Source organism: Rhizobium sp. J15, assembly GCF_002531825.1.
Taxonomy (GTDB): Bacteria; Pseudomonadota; Alphaproteobacteria; order Rhizobiales; family Rhizobiaceae; genus Rhizobium.
Window position 1 is genome coordinate 80,388 of the sequence record NZ_NWSX01000020.1, and the last position, 17,845, is coordinate 98,232.

The 17,845-nt window shown below is 61.9% G+C and carries 21 protein-coding genes and 1 pseudogene; 13 read left to right on the forward strand and 9 right to left on the reverse strand.

The annotated features are described in order from the left end of the window. Window positions 1–77 precede the first annotated feature (77 nt). Genes CO670_RS18515 through ugpC form a run of 6 tightly spaced genes read left to right on the forward strand, consistent with a single transcriptional unit; the run spans window position 78 to window position 5,746 of the window. Window positions 78–1,334 carry an extracellular solute-binding protein gene (locus tag CO670_RS18515; RefSeq protein ID WP_097591584.1) on the forward strand — a complete coding sequence of 419 codons (1,257 nt, stop codon included), beginning with the start codon at window positions 78–80 and terminating at the stop codon, window positions 1,332–1,334. A gap of 59 nt (window positions 1,335–1,393) precedes the next feature. Continuing rightward, window positions 1,394–2,329 (forward strand): sugar ABC transporter permease, encoded by a 936-nt coding sequence (locus CO670_RS18520; protein WP_097591601.1) that lies wholly within the window; start codon window positions 1,394–1,396, stop codon window positions 2,327–2,329. Next, entirely contained in the window at window positions 2,326–3,153 is an 828-nt protein-coding gene (locus CO670_RS18525) for a carbohydrate ABC transporter permease (protein ID WP_097591585.1), read from the forward strand. The genes CO670_RS18520 and CO670_RS18525 overlap by 4 nt, the downstream gene beginning before the upstream one ends. Window positions 3,154–3,155: 2 nt before the next feature. Then, window positions 3,156–4,247, forward strand: coding sequence for a Gfo/Idh/MocA family oxidoreductase (locus CO670_RS18530; RefSeq protein WP_097591586.1), 1,092 nt, complete (start codon window positions 3,156–3,158; stop codon window positions 4,245–4,247). A gap of 14 nt (window positions 4,248–4,261) precedes the next feature. Then, on the forward strand, window positions 4,262–4,642 hold the full coding sequence (locus tag CO670_RS18535) for a cupin domain-containing protein (RefSeq protein ID WP_097591587.1): 381 nt from the start codon (window positions 4,262–4,264) through the stop codon (window positions 4,640–4,642). Window positions 4,643–4,666: 24 nt separating this feature from the next. After that, window positions 4,667–5,746 (forward strand): sn-glycerol-3-phosphate ABC transporter ATP-binding protein UgpC, encoded by a 1,080-nt coding sequence (gene ugpC, locus CO670_RS18540; protein ID WP_097591588.1) that lies wholly within the window; start codon window positions 4,667–4,669, stop codon window positions 5,744–5,746. A gap of 34 nt (window positions 5,747–5,780) precedes the next feature. On the opposite strand, the gene CO670_RS18545 is transcribed toward ugpC, so the two are convergent. After that, entirely contained in the window at window positions 5,781–6,116 is a 336-nt protein-coding gene (locus CO670_RS18545) for a type II toxin-antitoxin system RelE/ParE family toxin (RefSeq protein ID WP_348628107.1), read from the reverse strand. Next, complete coding sequence (locus CO670_RS18550; protein ID WP_012559996.1) at window positions 6,067–6,315, reverse strand: type II toxin-antitoxin system ParD family antitoxin; 249 nt, start codon at window positions 6,313–6,315, stop codon at window positions 6,067–6,069. The genes CO670_RS18545 and CO670_RS18550 overlap by 50 nt, the downstream gene beginning before the upstream one ends. Before the next feature lie 210 nt (window positions 6,316–6,525). Here CO670_RS18550 and yghU point away from each other — a divergent pair, with 210 nt between their 5' ends. Beyond that, window positions 6,526–7,401, forward strand: coding sequence for a glutathione-dependent disulfide-bond oxidoreductase (gene yghU / locus CO670_RS18555; RefSeq protein WP_097591589.1), 876 nt, complete (start codon window positions 6,526–6,528; stop codon window positions 7,399–7,401). Between the two features lie 70 nt (window positions 7,402–7,471). Here the strand turns inward: yghU and CO670_RS18560 are convergent, their stop codons facing one another. From CO670_RS18560 to CO670_RS18580, 5 genes are read right to left on the reverse strand one after another with little or no spacing between them, the layout of a single operon-like run. Further along, a complete protein-coding gene (locus CO670_RS18560; protein ID WP_097591590.1) occupies window positions 7,472–8,986 on the reverse strand; it encodes an ABC transporter substrate-binding protein in 1,515 nt (504 codons plus the stop codon). 19 nt (window positions 8,987–9,005) lie between these two features. Continuing rightward, window positions 9,006–10,703, reverse strand: a complete 1,698-nt coding sequence (locus CO670_RS18565) for an ABC transporter ATP-binding protein (RefSeq protein WP_097591591.1) — start codon at window positions 10,701–10,703, stop codon at window positions 9,006–9,008. Then, window positions 10,700–11,551 carry an ABC transporter permease gene (locus CO670_RS18570; RefSeq protein WP_097591592.1) on the reverse strand — a complete coding sequence of 284 codons (852 nt, stop codon included), beginning with the start codon at window positions 11,549–11,551 and terminating at the stop codon, window positions 10,700–10,702. The genes CO670_RS18565 and CO670_RS18570 overlap by 4 nt, the downstream gene beginning before the upstream one ends. Continuing rightward, on the reverse strand, window positions 11,548–12,486 hold the full coding sequence (locus CO670_RS18575; RefSeq protein WP_088674834.1) for an ABC transporter permease: 939 nt from the start codon (window positions 12,484–12,486) through the stop codon (window positions 11,548–11,550). Before CO670_RS18575 ends, CO670_RS18570 begins: the two co-directional genes overlap by 4 nt. 51 nt (window positions 12,487–12,537) lie before the next feature. After that, window positions 12,538–13,428, reverse strand: coding sequence for a proline iminopeptidase-family hydrolase (locus tag CO670_RS18580; protein WP_097591593.1), 891 nt, complete (start codon window positions 13,426–13,428; stop codon window positions 12,538–12,540). Between the two features lie 127 nt (window positions 13,429–13,555). On the opposite strand from CO670_RS18580, the gene CO670_RS18585 reads away from it, so the two are divergent. Beyond that, a complete protein-coding gene (locus tag CO670_RS18585) occupies window positions 13,556–14,332 on the forward strand; it encodes a LuxR family transcriptional regulator (protein ID WP_097591594.1) in 777 nt (258 codons plus the stop codon). Between the two features lie 197 nt (window positions 14,333–14,529). After that, complete coding sequence (locus CO670_RS18590; RefSeq protein WP_097591602.1) at window positions 14,530–15,432, forward strand: proline iminopeptidase-family hydrolase; 903 nt, start codon at window positions 14,530–14,532, stop codon at window positions 15,430–15,432. A 25-nt stretch (window positions 15,433–15,457) separates the two neighbouring features. Here the strand turns inward: CO670_RS18590 and CO670_RS18595 are convergent, their stop codons facing one another. After that, window positions 15,458–16,369, reverse strand: a complete 912-nt coding sequence (locus CO670_RS18595) for an acetamidase/formamidase family protein (RefSeq protein ID WP_097591595.1) — start codon at window positions 16,367–16,369, stop codon at window positions 15,458–15,460. Between the two features lie 175 nt (window positions 16,370–16,544). Between CO670_RS18595 and CO670_RS18600 the strand changes: the two genes are divergently transcribed. The 4 genes from CO670_RS18600 to CO670_RS18610 are packed head-to-tail and all read left to right on the forward strand — an operon-like array spanning window position 16,545 to window position 17,599. Beyond that, window positions 16,545–16,820: a type II toxin-antitoxin system ParD family antitoxin gene (locus CO670_RS18600; RefSeq protein WP_097591603.1), complete on the forward strand. Its 276-nt coding sequence runs from the start codon at window positions 16,545–16,547 to the stop codon at window positions 16,818–16,820. Further along, window positions 16,807–17,151 carry a type II toxin-antitoxin system RelE/ParE family toxin gene (locus tag CO670_RS18605; protein WP_097591596.1) on the forward strand — a complete coding sequence of 115 codons (345 nt, stop codon included), beginning with the start codon at window positions 16,807–16,809 and terminating at the stop codon, window positions 17,149–17,151. Before CO670_RS18600 ends, CO670_RS18605 begins: the two co-directional genes overlap by 14 nt. Window positions 17,152–17,203: 52 nt before the next feature. Further along, a complete protein-coding gene (locus CO670_RS33015) occupies window positions 17,204–17,380 on the forward strand; it encodes a hypothetical protein (protein ID WP_176538975.1) in 177 nt (58 codons plus the stop codon). An 18-nt stretch (window positions 17,381–17,398) separates the two neighbouring features. Next, window positions 17,399–17,599 carry a hypothetical protein gene (locus tag CO670_RS18610; protein ID WP_097591597.1) on the forward strand — a complete coding sequence of 67 codons (201 nt, stop codon included), beginning with the start codon at window positions 17,399–17,401 and terminating at the stop codon, window positions 17,597–17,599. Window positions 17,600–17,628: 29 nt separating this feature from the next. Here CO670_RS18610 and CO670_RS18615 read toward each other — a convergent pair. Then, window positions 17,629–17,783, reverse strand: a pseudogene (locus CO670_RS18615) (diguanylate cyclase); the annotation flags it as partial. Window positions 17,784–17,845 lie beyond the last annotated feature (62 nt).

Genomic DNA, 17,845 nt, shown 5'->3' on the forward strand with positions numbered 1-17,845 from the left:
GAAGGGAATGAAGGAGAGGGGGGTCTCCTTCAGCAACTGAAAAATATGGGCCGAGGAGCGGCCCGGAGGAGGGAACAATGCTGAAATTTCTTGCCCGCAGCACGGCACTGGCGGCGATGCTTGCCGCAAGTTCGCTGGCGGCACATGCCGAAACCCTGAAAATGTGGGGTCCGGAACAAATCACCGAACCGCTGGTCGCGCAGCTCTGGAACGGCATCAAGGCCGATTTCGAGAAGGCCAATCCCGGCGTGACCGTCGAATTCATGCCCCCGACCGGAACGATCAGCAACGGTGCGGTGCAGGCGGCGATCCAGTCGGATGCCGGCCCCGACGTGATCCTCACCAATTCAGGCATCGGCCGCATCAGCGTCGTCAAGAACGCCAAGCAGGTGATCCCGCTCACCGAGCAATATGAAAAGCGCGGCTGGAAGGACCAGATCTATCCCTGGCTCTACACCGAGCTGAAGGGCCAGTTCGGCGGCGAAATCTATGAGGTTCCCGACGGCCTCGATGCGTTGGGTATCTGGTATCACAAGGATATTTTCGAGCAGGCGGGCTGGAAGATCCCGGCGAGCTGGAGCGAATTCGAAACGCTGATGAAAGCGATCGAGGAGACCGGCGTACAGCCGCTCGCCATCGGCCCGCGCACGCCGGGCAGCGCCGGCCATCTCTTCGGCAACCTGCTGCAATCGGCAAGCGGCAAGGAGGTGATCGGCAAGGCGCTGCGCCGTGAGATCGCCTGGGACGATCCTGCGGTCGCCGCCGGCGCCATCCGGCTGCAGAAGCTGGTCGAGGCAGGCTACATCAAGAAGGAAATGGCGGGTCTCGATCTCGATGGCGCCTCGCGCCTCTGGTTCAACAAACGCGCGGCCATGTTCGTCGCCGGCCCCTGGTTCACCGCCAATGCCCGCAAGGCAGGCTATGACCTCGCCAATGCCGGCTATGCGCCGATGCCCTCCGACATCAAGGGCGCGGCGATGCCGACCGGCGGCGTCGGCTGGAGCTGGCTGGTGCCCGTCAACTCCAAGCAGCCGGAACTCGCGATGAAATGGATCGACTTCATGCTGTCGGACGCAGTGATGAAGAAACGCGCCCAGGATCCGGCGAGCACGATGATCTACCCGCGCGAAATCCCGGGCGTCGAGCCTCCGACCCCCGTGCTGAAGGATATCTTCGCGGCCGCGGCCGGCGGCGTCGGCTACAATCCGAGTGTCTACCTGCCGGGCACCGTGCTCGACACCTATTTCCAGGTCATCCAGGGCCTCATCTCCGGCCAGATCGGCGGCGAGGAAGGCATGAAGCAGATCCAGGCCAAAATGGCAGAGGCGAAATAGTGGTCATTCCAGAAACGCCCGGAAGCAAGGTCGTGGCTCCTCTCAGGGATGCACCTGCCGTGGCGGGACATACAGGCGGCCTGTCCGCCCGTATGTCCAAACGCCGGACGGCCAGGCCAGCTTCGCCCGACGGCGATGCCGGCACCGCGTTCTGGCTGATGGCGCCGGCGCTCGGCCTCTATGCTGTCTTCACTCTGCTGCCGATCGCTGCCACCTTCTGGCTGAGCTTCAACAGCTCGGCCGGCTTCAACACCTCGGCGAGCTTCGTCGGCCTCGGCAATTATGCCAAGGCGGCGCATGATCCGATCGTCTGGAAGAGCCTCGCCCATACCTTCGTCTGGCTGGCCTATCACGTGGTGATGGCGGGCGGTCTCGGCCTGCTGCTGGCACTTGCCGTCAGCCGGCTCAGGATCACTCAGGTCTTCTTCCGCACCGCGTTCTTCCTGCCGCATCTGGTGTCGCTGGCCGTGGTCGGCGTCATCTGGGCCAATATCTACGATCCGTTTTTCGGCCTCATGAATACGGCACTGACGCGGATCGGGCTTGGCGCCTTCACGCAGGGCTGGCTTTCCGATCCGGCGCTGGTGCTCTTTTCCGTCAATCTTGCAAGCTCCTGGCAGGGTTTCGGCCTTTATATGCTGCTCTTCATCGCCGGGCTGCAGAATATCGACCGCTCGCTTTACGACGCGGCCGAGGTGGACGGCGCCAACAGCTTCCAGAAGCTGATCCATGTGACGCTGCCGGGGCTTCGCGAGGTAACGACCTTCGTCGTTTCGCTGGCGATGATCAACGGCCTGAAAGGCTTCGCCACGGTTTTCGTCATGACCAATGGCGGGCCGTTCTACCAGAGCGAACTGATCACCACCTATATTTACCGGCTTGCCTTCCAGTCCCAGGATCACGGGCTTGCGGCGGTGCTCTGCATCCTGCTGAGCCTGCTGGCGATCGCCATCACCATCGTCTTCAACCGCTGGCGCGCGAGGCTTTCCCAATGAGTGTGCGCAATCGCGAATGGCCGGTGGCGCTGGCACTGGCCCCTGTTCTGATCCTGATCCTCGCCCCCTTCGTCTGGCTGCTGGTCTCGAGTTTCAAGACCGAGGCCGAGATCGGCCGGGCCGATCCCTTCACCTGGCCCGCCGACCTGATGTGGCGGAACTATCTGGACGCCTGGCAGATCGGCGGCTTCGGCGACCTCGTCGGCAACAGCCTCATCAACCTCGTCGGCGTCGTCGTCCTGTCGCTGATCACCTGCGCGCCGGCCGGCTATGCGCTCGCCAAGATCCGCTTTCCCGGCCGGGAATGGCTATTCTACGCCTTCATCCTCGGCCTCACCGTGCCTGTCCAGGCGATCGTCATCCCGCTCTATCAGGTGCTCTTCGGGCTCAACCTCGTCAACACGCTGGCAGGTATCGTGCTGGTGCAGGTCAGCAACGGCATTCCCTTCGGCATCTTCTTGATGCGGAGCTTTTTCATCGGCGTGCCGGATGATCTGATCGAGGCCGCCAAGATCGACGGCGCATCGCATGTCCAGATCCTCACCAAGGTCTTTCTGCCGATCTCCACGCCGGCGGTGCAGGCGCTCGTCATCATCAGCGCGCTCTCCACCTGGAACGATTTTTTCCTGCCGCTGATCGTGCTGATCAGCCCCGAGGTCCAGACCCTGCCGCTCGGGCTGGTGCGTTTCGCCAGCACCTATGCTTCCGATTACCGCCTGGTCTTCTCAGGGACCGTCATTTCCTTCCTGCCGATCATTCTTCTCTACATCCTGATGCAGCGCCGCTTCACCGAGGGGCTGACGCAGGGAGCAATCAAGGGCTGACCATGTCGCACCACGTCCAGCGGGAAATCCGCTACAATTTCGAGTTCGAGCATCGCATCAAGACCTGCTTCATCGGCGCCGGCGGCCATGCCTACCGCAATGTCTATCCGGCGCTGCGTTACGCACCGGTCGAGCTTGCCGGCATCTGCGATCTCGATCTCGGTCGCGCCGAAAAATTCGCCAAGCTCTTCGGCGCCGGCAAAGCCTATACCGACCATCGCGAGATGCTGAAGCAGGAAAAGCCGGACCTGGTCTTTCTCGTCACCGCCTATCATCCCGACGGCCGGGTGCAGGCGACCGATCTGGCGCTCGACGCGCTTGCCGCTGGCGCGCATGTCTGGATGGAGAAGCCGACCGCCGCGACTATGGAAGACATCGAAAGGCTGCAGGCGGCAAGTGCCGCTGCCGGCCGCATGGTGATGACCGGCCTCAAGAAGACCTTCTTCCCCACAATCGAGAAGCTCAAGGACCTCATCGGCTCGCCCGGTTTCGGCCGGCTGACCTCGATCAATGTGCGCTATCCCCAGAGCCTGCCGAGCCAGGAAGACCGCGCCGACCTCGTCAAGATGCAGAGCTTTCTCGATCATATTTACCATCCAGGAGCGATCCTCAATTTTCTCGGCGGCGAGATCGAGCGTGCAGGCTACGAGTGGGAAGCGCTGACCGGGGCAACCGTCACCAGCCTGCGCTTCCGCTCCGGCGCGATCGGCACGCTGCATCTTGCCGCTGGCCAATCGGGCGGCAGCATCTTCGAGCGGGTCGAGATCGTCGGCGAGGGCGCCAACGCCATCGTCGAAAACGGCAGCCGTCTGACCTATTTCCGCAAGGCGGACCTGCCGTCCTATGGCCGCGCCGCAAGCTTCATCCAGCCGGACGAGAATGCCGCACTGCTCTATGAGCCGGAGCATTCGCTCGGCCAGCTCTACAACAACAACCTCTTCTATCTCGGCTATGTGCCCGAGATCCTGCATCTGACCGACGCGATCCTTGCGGGCACGCCGATCACGAGGGGCACGCTCGAAATCGCCCGAGAGATCATGAAGCTCTTCGAATTCTACAGACGCACGGATGCCGGCGTCACCACCAATCTCTGACCGGAGGCACAGTCTTGAGCGAGACCGACATCATTTTCAGGAAAGCCGGCGGCGAATTCATGCCGACCAGCTGGGGAGAACTCAACTGGAAGATCACCGGCGACGGCACGCCCGGCGCCGAGATGACCTTCGGCACCTGCCGCATCAATCCCGGCGAGCGCAACCAGCTGCACTCGCATCCCGACTGCGAAGAGATCCTCTACGTCGTTTCCGGCAGTTGCGAACACAAGCTCGGTGATGCGCTTTATCGGCTCGAACCTGGCGACGCCATCCGCATCCCCCGCAATATCCGCCACTGGGCGCGCGCGCTCGGCACAGAACCGCTCTTCGCTCTGATCATGTTCTCCTCCGGCACCCGGACGGCGGTCAATCATGAAGGCGAGGGCGCGGCCTGAACGCCGTCTGAAAGGGAAGACATCATGGCGTCGATCGCGCTTCACAACATCCGCAAATCCTACGGCACCCTGCCTGTCATCCACGGCGTCGACGTCGACATCGACGATGGCGAATTCATCGTGCTGGTCGGGCCGTCCGGTTGCGGCAAGTCCACCTTGCTGCGCATGATCGCCGGCCTGGAGACGATCTCGGACGGCCGGCTTTCGATCGACGGCCGCATGGTCAACGACCTGCCGTCGAAGGAGCGGGACATTGCCATGGTGTTCCAGAGCTACGCGCTCTATCCGCATCTGACGGTTGCCGAGAATATGGGCTTTTCCCTGAGGCTGCGCGGCACGGCCAAGGACGAGATCGGCCGGCGAGTGCAGTCCGCCGCCAGGATCCTTGCGCTGGAACCCTATCTCGACCGCCATCCGCGCCATCTCTCGGGCGGCCAGCGCCAGCGCGTCGCCATGGGCCGCGCCATCGTGCGCGACCCGAAAGTGTTTCTCTTCGACGAGCCGCTTTCCAATCTCGACGCCAAGCTTCGCGTCGCCATGCGCGCCGAAATCAAGGAGCTTCACCAGCGGCTGAAGATCACCACGGTCTATGTCACCCACGACCAGACCGAGGCGATGACCATGGCCGACCGCATCGTCGTCATGCGTGACGGCATCGTCGAGCAGATCGGAACGCCGCTAGAGATCTACGACCGCCCGGCGACCACCTTCGTCGCCGGCTTCATCGGCATGCCGGCGATGAACCTGCTCAAGGGCCGCATCCAGGCCGATGCGCCTTCGATCTTTCGAACCGACAGCGGCGTCGCGATGCCGCTGTCGCTGCGCCCCGGCACAGCCGATCCCGGCGAAGAACTCATCTACGGCATCAGGCCGGAACAATTCGCCATCGCCGAGGAGGGGACACCGGCGAAGATCGTCGTCGTCGAATCGAACGGGGCGGAGACACAGGTCGTCGCCCGGATCGGCGAGGAAAACGTCAATATGCTGTTTCGCGAGCGCATCGCGATAAAGCCCGGCGACACGATCCGCTTCACCTTGCGGGCGGCCGGCGAACATCTGTTTTCGGCCGCGACGGGCAGGCGTCTTGCCGAAACTGATGTCTGAGGCGGCCGTTTCCTGAATTTGCTGATATACAGCCCTACAAGTTTTTGGCTACATCCATTCTTTGATGAAGGATGCGTACAACGATGATCTGGCCCGCATCATTACTTTTGAAGTACAGAAAATGAGAGCCAACAGAGGCCTTTCTGTACCCTTTCCGAATGTCTGAGGGACAGCTCATCCGTGTTCCCTCCGCCAGTTCGTGACAGGCGTCTCTTATGTCCTGAATGTAACGCTCTGCCTGATCGACATTCCAACTCGTCGCTGTGTAATCCCAAATCTTGTCAATATCGGTTTGCGCGGCGGGGGAAATATGATGCCTGTCATTTCGCCTCGAACGTCGCCCGTTTGCGAGCGTTGAACGCGTCGAAATCGAAGGGTGTGGCGGGGCCGGATTCCTCGCCTTCTATCAAGGCGTCCTGTAATGCCTTCACTTTAGCTTCGTGTTCTTCAAGGAGGCGAAGGCCGGCCCGAACGACGTCAGTGGCTGAACCATAGCGGCCAGCCTGAACTTGCGTATCGATGAAGCTGACGAAATGGTCGCTGAGCGATATGGACGTATTCCTGGCCATGCTGAATCTCCTTTAAGTCCAATATACCAATTTTTGGTACATAACAAAGCCCAGTCTTCACGATGTGAATCTGATCCCTGGCAGCTCTGACGATTGTGTGAAGCCGCCCCGCCCCCTCTGACAAACCGCATCGCCTCTGCTATGTCAGGAAAAATGCGACGACCCAACGAGGCGCCGTGCTCGATCCCATCAATGCCAGGAGTTTGAAAGATGAGCGGTTCTCCCGATTACGTACCCCCGAAGGTCTGGACCTGGAACAAGGCGAATGGCGGCCAGTTCGCCAACATCAATCGCCCGATCGCAGGGCCGACGCATGAGAAGGAGCTTCCGATCGGCCGTCATCCGCTCCAGCTCTATTCGCTCGGCACGCCGAACGGCCAGAAGGTCACGATCATGCTCGAGGAACTGCTGGCCCTTGGCCATAGCGGCGCGGAATACGACGCCTGGCTGATCCGGATCGGCGATGGCGACCAGTTCGGAAGCGATTTCGTCAAGATCAATCCCAACTCGAAGATCCCGGCGCTGATGGACCGCAGCGGCGAAAAGCCGATCCGCGTCTTCGAATCCGGCGCCATCCTCACCTATCTCGCCGAAAAGTTCGGCGCCTTCCTGCCGACCGAGCCGGGCGAACGCGCCGAATGCCTGTCGTGGCTGTTCTGGCAGATGGGAAGCGCACCCTATCTCGGCGGCGGCTTCGGCCATTTCTACGCCTATGCGCCGACGAAGATCGAATATGCGATCGACCGCTTCGCCATGGAGGTAAAGCGTCAGCTCGACGTGCTCGATCGTCGCCTGGCCGAAAGCGAATATCTGGCAGGCAGCCAATATACGATCGCCGATATTGCGGTCTGGCCCTGGTATGGCGGCCTGGTGAAGGGCTGGACCTACGGGGCAGCCGAGTTCCTGCAGGTCGAGGACTATAAGAACGTGCTGCGCTGGGCCGACGCTGTCCACAGCCGCCCAGCCGTACAGCGCGGCCGGATGGTCAACCGTCTCTCCGGCGAACCTTCGAGCCAGTTGCACGAGCGTCACGACGCCAGCGACTTCGAGACCAAAACGCACGACAAGCTCGCGGCAGCAAGCTGAAGTAGGAACCGCTTCGAAAACAACGATGCTCCGCCGTACTGACGGCGGAGCATCGGCAGGCTGCCGAACTTCAGTTCTTGACCGTGTCTTCCAGAAAGAAGCGGCCGAGCGGGTTCTGGTAGAAATTCTCGATATTCTTGCGCGAGACGTTGATGTAGGGGCTGTAATAAAGGTCGATCCAGTTGACGTCGTCCTTGGCCATCTTCTGCAGATCGACATACATGGCTTCGCGCTTCTTCGGGTCGAGCTCGAGACGCGCCTTGGCGACCAGGTCCTTCACCGCCTCGTTCTTGTAGTTGGTCAGATAGTTATTGTTGGAATCGTGGCCGAGGACGAAGGTGGTCTTCTGGTCAGGGTCGAGAATGTCGTTGGTCCAGTAGTTGACCGAGACATCGTAGTCGCCGGCAACGAGCATGTCCCATTGCTGGCTGGGATCGACCTTCTGCAGATTGGCGGTGATGCCGGCCTTTTGCAGCTGCTGCTGGACCAATACGGCCGTCTGCTCGTCGACTTCGTCGCCGGCGCGGACCAGGTAATTCAGCGTCAGGTCGGAGGCCCCGGCTGCCGCCAGCATTTCCTTGGCCTTTGCCGGATCATAGGGCCGCTGCAGATTGTCGGCATAATAGTAGAGCGCGCCCTTCGGAATGTAAGAATTGGCGATCGTCCCCTGGCCGAAGGTGATCGTGTCGACGATCGCCTTCTTGTCGATCGCAAGATCCAGCGCCTGGCGGACTTCCTTCTTGCCGAGCGCGCCATGCGCGTGGTTGATCAGCAGATGGTCCTCGCGGGTCGAGGCATCGATATCGACATGGAGGTTCGGATCCGTCTTCAGCTCCTCGACGCGGGAGAAGGGAACGAAAATCGCCGCATCCAGTTCGCCGGCCTGGACGTTCAGCATGCGGGTGTTGTCGTCGGGCACGGAAATCCACTCGACGCCATCGAGCTTGACCCGGTCGGCCTCCCAGAAATTCGGGTTCTTTTTGAGGATGACGCGGTCACCGCGCCGCCATTCGTCGATCACGAAGGCGCCGGATGCGATCGGCTTTTCCGCATAGGCGTCGGCGCCCAGCGACTCCATGCCTTTCTTCGAGATGACGGACGCGTTCGGCAGCGCCAGCGTCGACAGGAACGGCGCGGAGGGGTTCTTCAGCTTGATCGTCAGCGTGTGCGGATCGGTCGCCGCCGCCGTATCGATCACCTTGTAGGAATCGCTCCAGAGCGAGGCGGCATCGTCGCGGATGCGCAACAGGCTGAAAGCCGCATCTTCCGCCGTCAGCGGCGAGCCGTCGGAGAATTTCGCTTCGCGGATCTTGAGGGTGTAGGTGAGGCCGTCATCCGAGACCGTCCAGCTTTCGGCAAGCCCCGGCTCCAGCTTGGTGCCTGTCTTGTCGACGCGGATCAGCACGTCGTAGACGTTGGAAAACACCCAGTTGTCGATATTCTGCGCGGTCTTGATCGGATCGAATGTCGTCGAATCCTCGCGGCGGCCGATGGTCAGCACACCGGCAGCCTCGGCATAGCTTACGCCGAGCGTCAGGCCGGCGAGCAGGGCTGCAAGCCCGATTGATTTCCAGTTGTTCGTCATGAATTCGTTCCCTTCGTTGTTATGGCATGCGCTTGATTGATATGGATTGCGGATCCTGGCTGCGGCCGGTGGCCTGCAGCAGCGGCTTGTCGGGATCGATGTCGGGGATGGCTGCGATCAGCGCCGCGGTATAGGCGTGCTTCGGCCGGGCGAAGACCTCTTCCGAGCGGCCTTCCTCAACGATCTCGCCGCGATACATCACCACGACGCGTTCGCAGAGATTGCGCACGATGGCGAGATCATGGGCGATGAACATCAGCGTCAGGTTCATCTTCGCGGTGAGTTGTCGGAAAAGCTCGATGATCTGCGCCTGAATGGTGACGTCGAGTGCCGCCACGCATTCGTCGGCGATGATCAGCTTCGGGTCGACGGCGAGCGCGCGGGCAATGCCGGCGCGCTGGCACTGGCCGCCGCTCATGCTGCGCGGCTTGCGGCCGGCGAATTCGCGCTCGAGGCCGACGAGATCGAGCAACTCGCCGATGCGCGCCGGGATCTCGGCCCTGGCGACTTTCCCCTGGACCTTCAACACCTCGGCCAGCATCTGCCCGATCGTCAGCCGCGGGTTGAGCGCATTGTAGGGGTCCTGGAACACCATCGCCGTTTCGCGCCTGAGCTTTGCCAGACCCGCGCTCCTCTGCTGCGCCAGGTCGACGCCGTCGAAGGTGACGTGGCCAGCGGAAAGCGGCGTCAGCCCGAGCACGGCGCGAGCAAGCGTACTCTTGCCGCTGCCGGATTCGCCGACGATGCCGATGGTTTCGCCCGGCATGATCTTCAGGCTGACGCCGGCGACGGCGCTGATCGTCTTGGCGCCGCCCGTGAACAGGCCGCCGCCTCTAAAGCGCACATGCAGATCGTCGACCTCCAACAACGGCCTGGCCGATCCGGTTGTCTTCCCATGAACGGACGGTGGCGCGGGCTGCTCGCCTGAAATGGAAGGGTGGCTGTCGATCAGGTTGATCGTATAGGGGTGCTGCGGCCGTGCCAGGATCGTCCGCTTCGGCCCTTCTTCGATGAGCTTGCCGCTGCGCAGCACGGCGATGCGGTCGCAGGTCTGCGCAACGATGCCGAGATCGTGGGTGATGAAGATGATCGACAGGCCGCGCCGGTCGCGAATGTCGATCAGGAGACGCAGGATCTGCGCCTGGATGGTCACGTCGAGCGCCGTCGTCGGCTCGTCGGCGATCAGGATCTTCGGATTGCAGGACAGGGCGACGCCGATCATCGCCCGCTGGCGCATGCCGCCGGAAAATTCATGCGGATAGCTGTCGTACTGGCGGGCGGGATCGGGAAAGCCGACCTGCGCCAGAATGTCCACCGCCGCGGCGCGGGCCTCGCGGGCGCCCAAGCCCTGGTGGTAGCGAATGCCCTCGGCGACCTGGTCGCCGATCCGCATGACCGGATCGAGATGGCTCGTCGGGTTCTGGAAGATCATGCCGATCTCGCCGCCGCGCACTTGCAGCATCTCGCTATCGTCGATCCGCGTCAGGTCGCGCCCTTCGAGCAACACGGAGCCGCTCTCGATCTTCAGCAGGGAGGAGGGCAGCAGGCGCACCAGCGCGCGGCAGAACAGGCTCTTTCCCGAGCCGCTCTCGCCGACGAGACCGAGAATTTCTCCTTTGCCGAGATCGAGGGAGACCGCGTCGAGCAGCGTGCGCGGGCCGGAATCGAGATGCGCCCGGACGGTCAGATCGCGGACGGAGAGCACGGAGCCGCTCATTCATGCACCCCCAGCAATTCGCCGAGAGCATCGCCCAGCATGCTGAAGCCGAAGGCGAGGCAGACGATGGAAAGGCCGGGAAACAGTGTGATCCACCATGCCGTGGTGATGAAGCTCTGCCCCTCCGCGACCATGACGCCCCATTCGGCGATCGGCGGCTGCACGCCGAGACCGAGATAGCTGACGGCGGCGCCGCTCAGCAGCACCAGCGTCGCATCCGACATCGAAAAGACGATCGAGCCGGCGATCGCGTTCGGCAGCAGGTGCCGGAACATGATGCGCGGGCGGCTGAAGCCGAGGCTGACGGCGGCGACCGCGTAATCGCTGCTTTTCAGCACCAGCATCTGCGCCCGGATCAGCCGCGCATAGGAGACCCAGCCGACCAGCGCCATGGCGATATAGAAGCTGCCGAGGCCGGGGCCGAGGATCGCGATGATCGACAGCATCAGCACCAGGAAGGGGAAGGCGAGAATAATATCGACGAGGCGCATGAACAGCGCATCGACGATGCCGCCGTAAAAGCCGGCGATCGTGCCCACCGTCGTACCGATCAGGAAGGGGAAGGCGACGCCGATGAGAGCCATCTGCAGATCGAGGCGTGCGCCCCAGATGACGCGGGAAAGAATATCACGGCCGAAATTGTCGGTGCCGAAGGGGTGCAGCAGCGACGGCGCCTGCAGGCGCACCTCGGCATTCTGCATGATCGGATCGTAGGGCGCGACGATGGGCGCGCCGATCGCCAGCAGGACGAAGAACAGCAGCATGCCGGCGCCGACGGCAAACATCAGCCGCCGGCCGAAGAACCGGTGCCAGCCGTGGGATGCGGGGGCGGTCGCCTCGATGCTCATAGCTTCACCCTCGGATCGACGGCGACGGTAACGATGTCGGCGATGAAGTTGATGAGCACGGTGGCGCAGGCAAAGACCATGGCAACGCCCTGCACCACCATGTAATCGCGCGAAAAGATCGCCCTGACGAGCAGCTGTCCCATGCCGGGCAGCGCGAAGACGCTCTCGACCACCACCGTGCCGCCGATCAGCCAGCCGATGTTGACGGCAAGCAGGTTGATCGTCGGCACCAGCGAATTCGGCAGCACGTGGCGCCAGAAAACGATGCCTTCGGGCATGCCGCGGGCGCGCGCCGCCGTGGCGATATCCGATTTCAGCGCCTCTATCATCGCCGCGCGCAGGCTGCGCGTCAGCACGGTCGAGAGCGACAGCGCCACCGTCAGGCTCGGCAGCACCAGATGCGAAAGCTTGTCGCCGATCGTCGCGCCGTAACCGGAAACCGGCAGCATGCCGAGTTCGACGCTGAAGAGGATGATCAGCATCAGCCCCAGCCAGAAGGGCGGGAAGCCGATGCCGAAGGTCGAGACGATGCGCACCGCATGATCGGGCGCCCGACCGGCATTGCGCGCGGCGATCGCCGCCATCGGCACGGCAATCAGCACCGACAATATGACGCTGGAAACGACCAACGCGAGCGTCGGCTCGATGCGGGTCGCGATCAGCTTCAGCACGTCGATCTTGTAGAGGATCGATTTGCCCATCTCGCCATTGGCGAGGTTCTTGAGGAAATAGACATATTGCAGCCACATCGGCTGGTCGAGGCCGTATTGGGCGCGGATGCTGGCGAGCGCTGCCGGAGTGGCGCGCGTGCCGAGGATGTTGCGTGCGGGATCACCGGGGATCAGCCGGACCAGAATGAAGGTGATGACGCTGATGCCGAAAATGACGGGCAGGAACTGCAGCGGTCGCGTCAGAACGAATTTATAGCGATGCATGGCGGCGATCGCCCCTCTGTCTTCGTCGGGTTGGAGCCGCTTTCATTTGCATCAGGCTGCCTTGTGCCGGGCTAGAAAATCGAAAAGCGCCGGATAATAGTCCTGCGGGTTTTCATAGAATGGCATGTGGCTGGCATTGGCAAATACCTTCAGTTCGGCATTCGGCAGTGCGAGCTTCATCCTCAGCGCGCAGGCCGGCGTCAGCTCGTCATGCTCGCCCGTGGTGATCAGCACCGGCAGCGTCAGCCGCGGCAGATCGGGGATGCGGTTCCAGTCCTTGAGGTTGCCGATATAGAGAAACTCGTTCGGGCCCTGCATGGTCGCGTAGGGCGCCATGTTCCAGTCGTCGAGCGAGCGGCGCACCGGCGCGGGCCATTCGGCCAAGCGGCAGACATGGCGGTAGTTGAGGATGGTGACGGCGGCGAGATATTCCGGATGATCGTAGGTGCCCGCAGCCTCATGCTTCTGCATCATCGACACGGTCTCGGGACCAAGTGCGGCCCGCAGCCGCTCCAGCTCCGAGATCAGATGCGGCATGTCGGCGACGGTATCTTCGAGGATCAGCGTCTTGAGGTTCTCGGGATAGGTCAGCGCGTAATCGATCGCCAGCCACCCGCCCCAGGAATGGCCGAGCAGGTGAACCTTGCCGAGCCCCAGCGCCTTGCGCACCGTCTCGGTCTCCTCGACATAACGGCCGATCGTCCAGAGCGAGAGATCGTCCGACCGATCGGAAGCACCGGTGCCGAGCTGGTCGAAGGCGACGACACGGTAGCCCTTGTCGATCAGGCAGGAATGCGCCTCGCGCAGGTAATCGCAGGGCAGGCCGGGACCGCCGTTCAGGCAGAAAACCGTCTCGCTGCCTGACCCGAAACTATAGGCAACAACGCGATAGCCATCGACATCGATCTCGAAACGGGCGTCCGGCTGTATTTCACGCCACATTGATTGCTCCGGCAGAAGATTTCGCTTGCTCAATATTTGGGCATGGTTAAATTTTTACCGTAAATCGCGCTCCGTACCAGCTATAAGAAGTGATAGGGTAGGGCGCATCCGAACCGGGGAACTGCCCATGCTTGACGACATCGGAACGATCAGACGGCAGTTTACAGCGCATGAAACCCTGGACGGCCGGATCGATCAGGCCTTCGAGGCGATGAAGCGGTTGGGCTTCGAGGCCCTGATCTATGACTATACGCCGGTGCCCTACGATCTCGACGGCGCGATCATGATACCCTCGCTGCTGAAACTCCGGAACATCGCCGACGACATGCACGACTATTGGTTCGGCCGCGGTTATTTCCGCATCGATCCGGTCCAGCAGGTGGCGCTGCGCAGCAGCGCACCCTTCTTCTGGAATTACGATCCGAATGCCGACACGCTGATCAACCGCTTCATGAGCGACGACACCGCGCCGGTGACGCGTTATCTCCGCGAACGAGACATGTCGACCGGCGTCACCGTGCCGGTCCATATGCCGGGCGGCGACTATGCGACCGTCACCGGCATCCGCTTCGGCGAAGACAGCGATTTCGAACGGCATGCGCTGCGTTATATCGCCGACTTCAACCTACTCGCCCAGGTCTTTCACGAGACGGCCTATTCGCTTTTCGACAGGAAGGCGCGCAGCGTCGGCACCATCCATCTGACCGAGCGGGAACGCGAATGCCTGCGCCATTCTGCGGAGGGTTATTCCGCCAAGGAAATCTCGCGCATCATCGGCCGCTCGGTGCCGACAGTGGTGATGCATCTCAATGCCGCGGCCAAGAAACTCGGCGCCCGCAACCGCACCCAGGCCGTCGTGCGCGCCACCCATTACCGCCTGCTCGAGGAACGTGGCCGAAGCTAAAGCGTGTCGCGCAAAAGTGTGCGCGGTTTTGCGATAACGACACGCGAGAAAATAAAGACCTAAAGCACGGCGAGCGAATCTGAAAGATCGCGACGTGCTTTAGAGCGGTTCCCGGGCCCACCCTATAAGTTGTGATAGCTGCCTTCGCCGCTGCCGCCGCATTATGGTTTCCAAACGCCCAAGAGATGGAGACGCCGGTGGCCGAAATCGCAACGAGTGAAGCCTATCTGCCCTTTCGCGACTATCGCACCTGGTATCGCGTCACCGGATCGCTTGACAGAGGCAAGCTGCCGCTCGTCGTCGCCCATGGAGGGCCTGGCTGCACGCATGATTATGTCGATTCCTTCAAGGACATCGCCGCCCTCGACGGCCGCCCCGTCATCCATTACGACCAGCTCGGCAACGGCAATTCCACCCGTCTTCCCGACAAAGGCCCGGATTTCTGGACGGTCGGCCTCTTCCTCGAAGAGCTGGATGCGCTGCTTGCCCATCTCGGCATCCAGGATCGTTATGCCTTCCTCGGCCAGTCCTGGGGCGGCATGCTCGGCGCCGAACATGCGGTGCGCCGGCCGCCAGGCCTGAAGGCGCTTGTCATCGCCAACTCGCCGGCCAACATGCACACCTGGGTTTCGGAAGCGAACCGGCTGAGGCAGGAACTGCCGAAAGAGGTGCAGGACACGCTGCTGAAACATGAGCAGGCGGGAAGCCTTAACGATCCGGACTATATCGCCGCCTCCCGCGTCTTCTATGATCGCCATGTCTGCCGCGTGGTGCCGTGGCCGCCCGAAGTGGCGCGGACCTTCGCGATCATGGACGAGGACAATACCGTCTACCGCAACATGAACGGCCCCACCGAATTCCACGTCATCGGCACGATGAAGGACTGGACGATCGAAGACCGGCTCGACCGCATCGAGGCCCCGACGCTGCTGATCTCCGGCAAATACGACGAGGCGACGCCGCTGGTGGTGAGGCCCTATCTCGACCGCGTTCCCGGCTGCGAATGGGTGCTCTTCGAAAATTCCAGCCACATGCCGCATGTCGAGGAAAAGCAGCTCTGCCTCGCGGCGGTTTCCCGCTTCCTGTCACGGCACGATTGACGAAGCGTCGGATGCGCGGAAGCGTCTATCGACGCACCAGCCATTTCTTGGCGACGCGGCATGCTATCGTATAGGCCGGATCGAAGACGTTGCCGACATCGTAGCGCACCACTTGACCCAGCAGATGGCTGGCCGCCGTCCGGTCCAGGCCGTAATCCGACGCCAGCCAGTTCAACATTTCGCTGGTGGCGTGCTGGAGGGCCTGGTCGAGAGGGCGGGCGTTGCCGATGGTGAAGATGTCCTCGGCGGTTTCGCCACGCGGCCAGACCAGTCCGGCTTTCTTTTCCACCGTCAGCCGCACCGTGACTTCGAACGTCGTTTCGATGCCGGTGCCGACGATCTCGCCATCCCCCTGCACCGCATGGCAGTCGCCCAAAAAGAACAAGGCGCCCGGCGCCGAAACCGGAAAGCAAGCCGTAGTGCCGGGACCGAACAGCCGGTAGTCCATGTTGCCGCCATATTCGCCGCTGGTCGCGGTCGATATCGCCTGGCCGAGACTGGGCGCTACGCCGAAACAGCCGATCATCGGGGCAAGCGGCAAAACGAAATCTTCAAGGCCGGCGACCGGCTCGGACAGCCGGACGGTCAAGGCCTCCCGATCGATCGCCCATATGGCGGTATCGCGCGGCGGTAGATCCCGAACCTTTTCGGGATCTACTACATTGGCGGCGATGATGCTTTGCGTAAAACCCGTACCCCTCGTCGGCACCATGCCGATGATCTCTACCTTCAGCGCATCTCCGGGCTCGGCGCCTTCCACGAAGATCGGTCCGTTCATCGGGTTGGGACCGGACGCCTGCTTGATGCCGTCCTTGTCATAGCCGATGGCATCGAGCGTCTGCGTGACGACGGTATCGCCGTCCGCGATGGTGAGGACCGGCGGAAGTGAACCGATGACATTATGAAAGGTCGTCGGAATGAAGCGGTGAATGGTCATGAGAATACGGCTTTCGCTCGTTCAGGTGTCATGAACTCGGGGTTGATCGCCCAGCAGACAATGTTGAGACTAGATCAGAGAACAGCCGGGATGCCAATATCTGGCGGAGCGGCTTAGCATGAAGCCTCTTGACATATGCCACTGAGTAGCAATCTTGGAAGGAAAGGAGATCATCATGAGCGTGAAGTCATCGATCTCGCTGACCGAGCAACAGGATGCGTTTGCTCGATCGCTTGTCGAGAATGGGCGGTATTCGAGCCTGAGTTCGGTTCTGCAGCAGGGCCTGGAGCTTCTCAGGCAAAAAACCGAAACCGAGGCGGCGGAGACGGAAGCCCTTCGGGAACTGATCCAGCGGCGGTTGAACGGACCGACGCTGTCGGACGATGCCATGGCGGAGGCCGTCGACGATATGATCGAGCGGAAGCGGCGCGCTCTTCGTGTGGAAAATTGAATATTCCCGCGAAGCGGAGCGGGATTTCGAACTTATATTCGACCATCTCTTTGCCGCCTACAGCGATCTCGGCGATCGCGCGGAAGAGGCCCTGGAGCGGGCGGCGGGCCGGGTCCGCGAGCTGCGTTCGTCGATCCGGCGGCTCACCGAAACACCTCACATCGGAACACTGCGATCCGATATTTATCCGGGCATCCGCTTCCTGCGGCGAGACAAGGCGGCAATTTGGTTTCTGCCGGCGGCGGATCGCCAGACGATTATCGTTGCCGCCATCTTTTTCGGCGCTCAGGATCATATCCGCCACATGATGAGGCGGCTGCTAGAAAGCTAGGAACGGCGATATCACCTGGTCGGTCGCAGCAACCTTCAGAGGAGGGCCCTCATTGATGAAGGCAGAAGCGATGCCGACCGAGGCATTCACCATGCCCGAGGTTCAGAGAAGATTGCCCGTCTGGCACGCGATGTCGGACCTGTTCCTCGACACCGAACTGCAAGCACGGGACTATCGTCGGATCGCCAAGGTGCTCGCCGGGTCTGCCTATTCCCGCGCAGAACTCTGATCCATATTGGAGAACGAGGTGACGCCCGCATTTGCGTCAAATCTCTGGGCGGCCTCCGGCGAATGGGCCGGTTGGACCGAGAGCGATGCTCGGGCGATCATGCTCCAGTCGCGATCCAGGCGAGAGGTTTGGGTCATATCGTGGCTGAAGCGGCTGATGCACCGGCGCTTCATCAAGCAGGAATGGAAGAAAATCGAGGAGTTTCTCGAAAAGGGATGACGAGCCGGCCGGCCGCCGGTTGTCGGCAGTTACGACACGACCCGGTTGCGGCCGTTCCTTTTCGCCGCATAGAGATTTTGATCGGCGATCTCCAGAATCTCGTTGGGTGAATTGGCGGAGAGGGTGCCGGCGACGCCGATGCTGATCGTCCGCGCAGGCCGTTGCAGATCTCCGACCAGTCCCAAACCGTCAATACAACATGCGACGGGCTAGAGCGTCGGGCGCGATTTTTGAATCCTGCTCGAT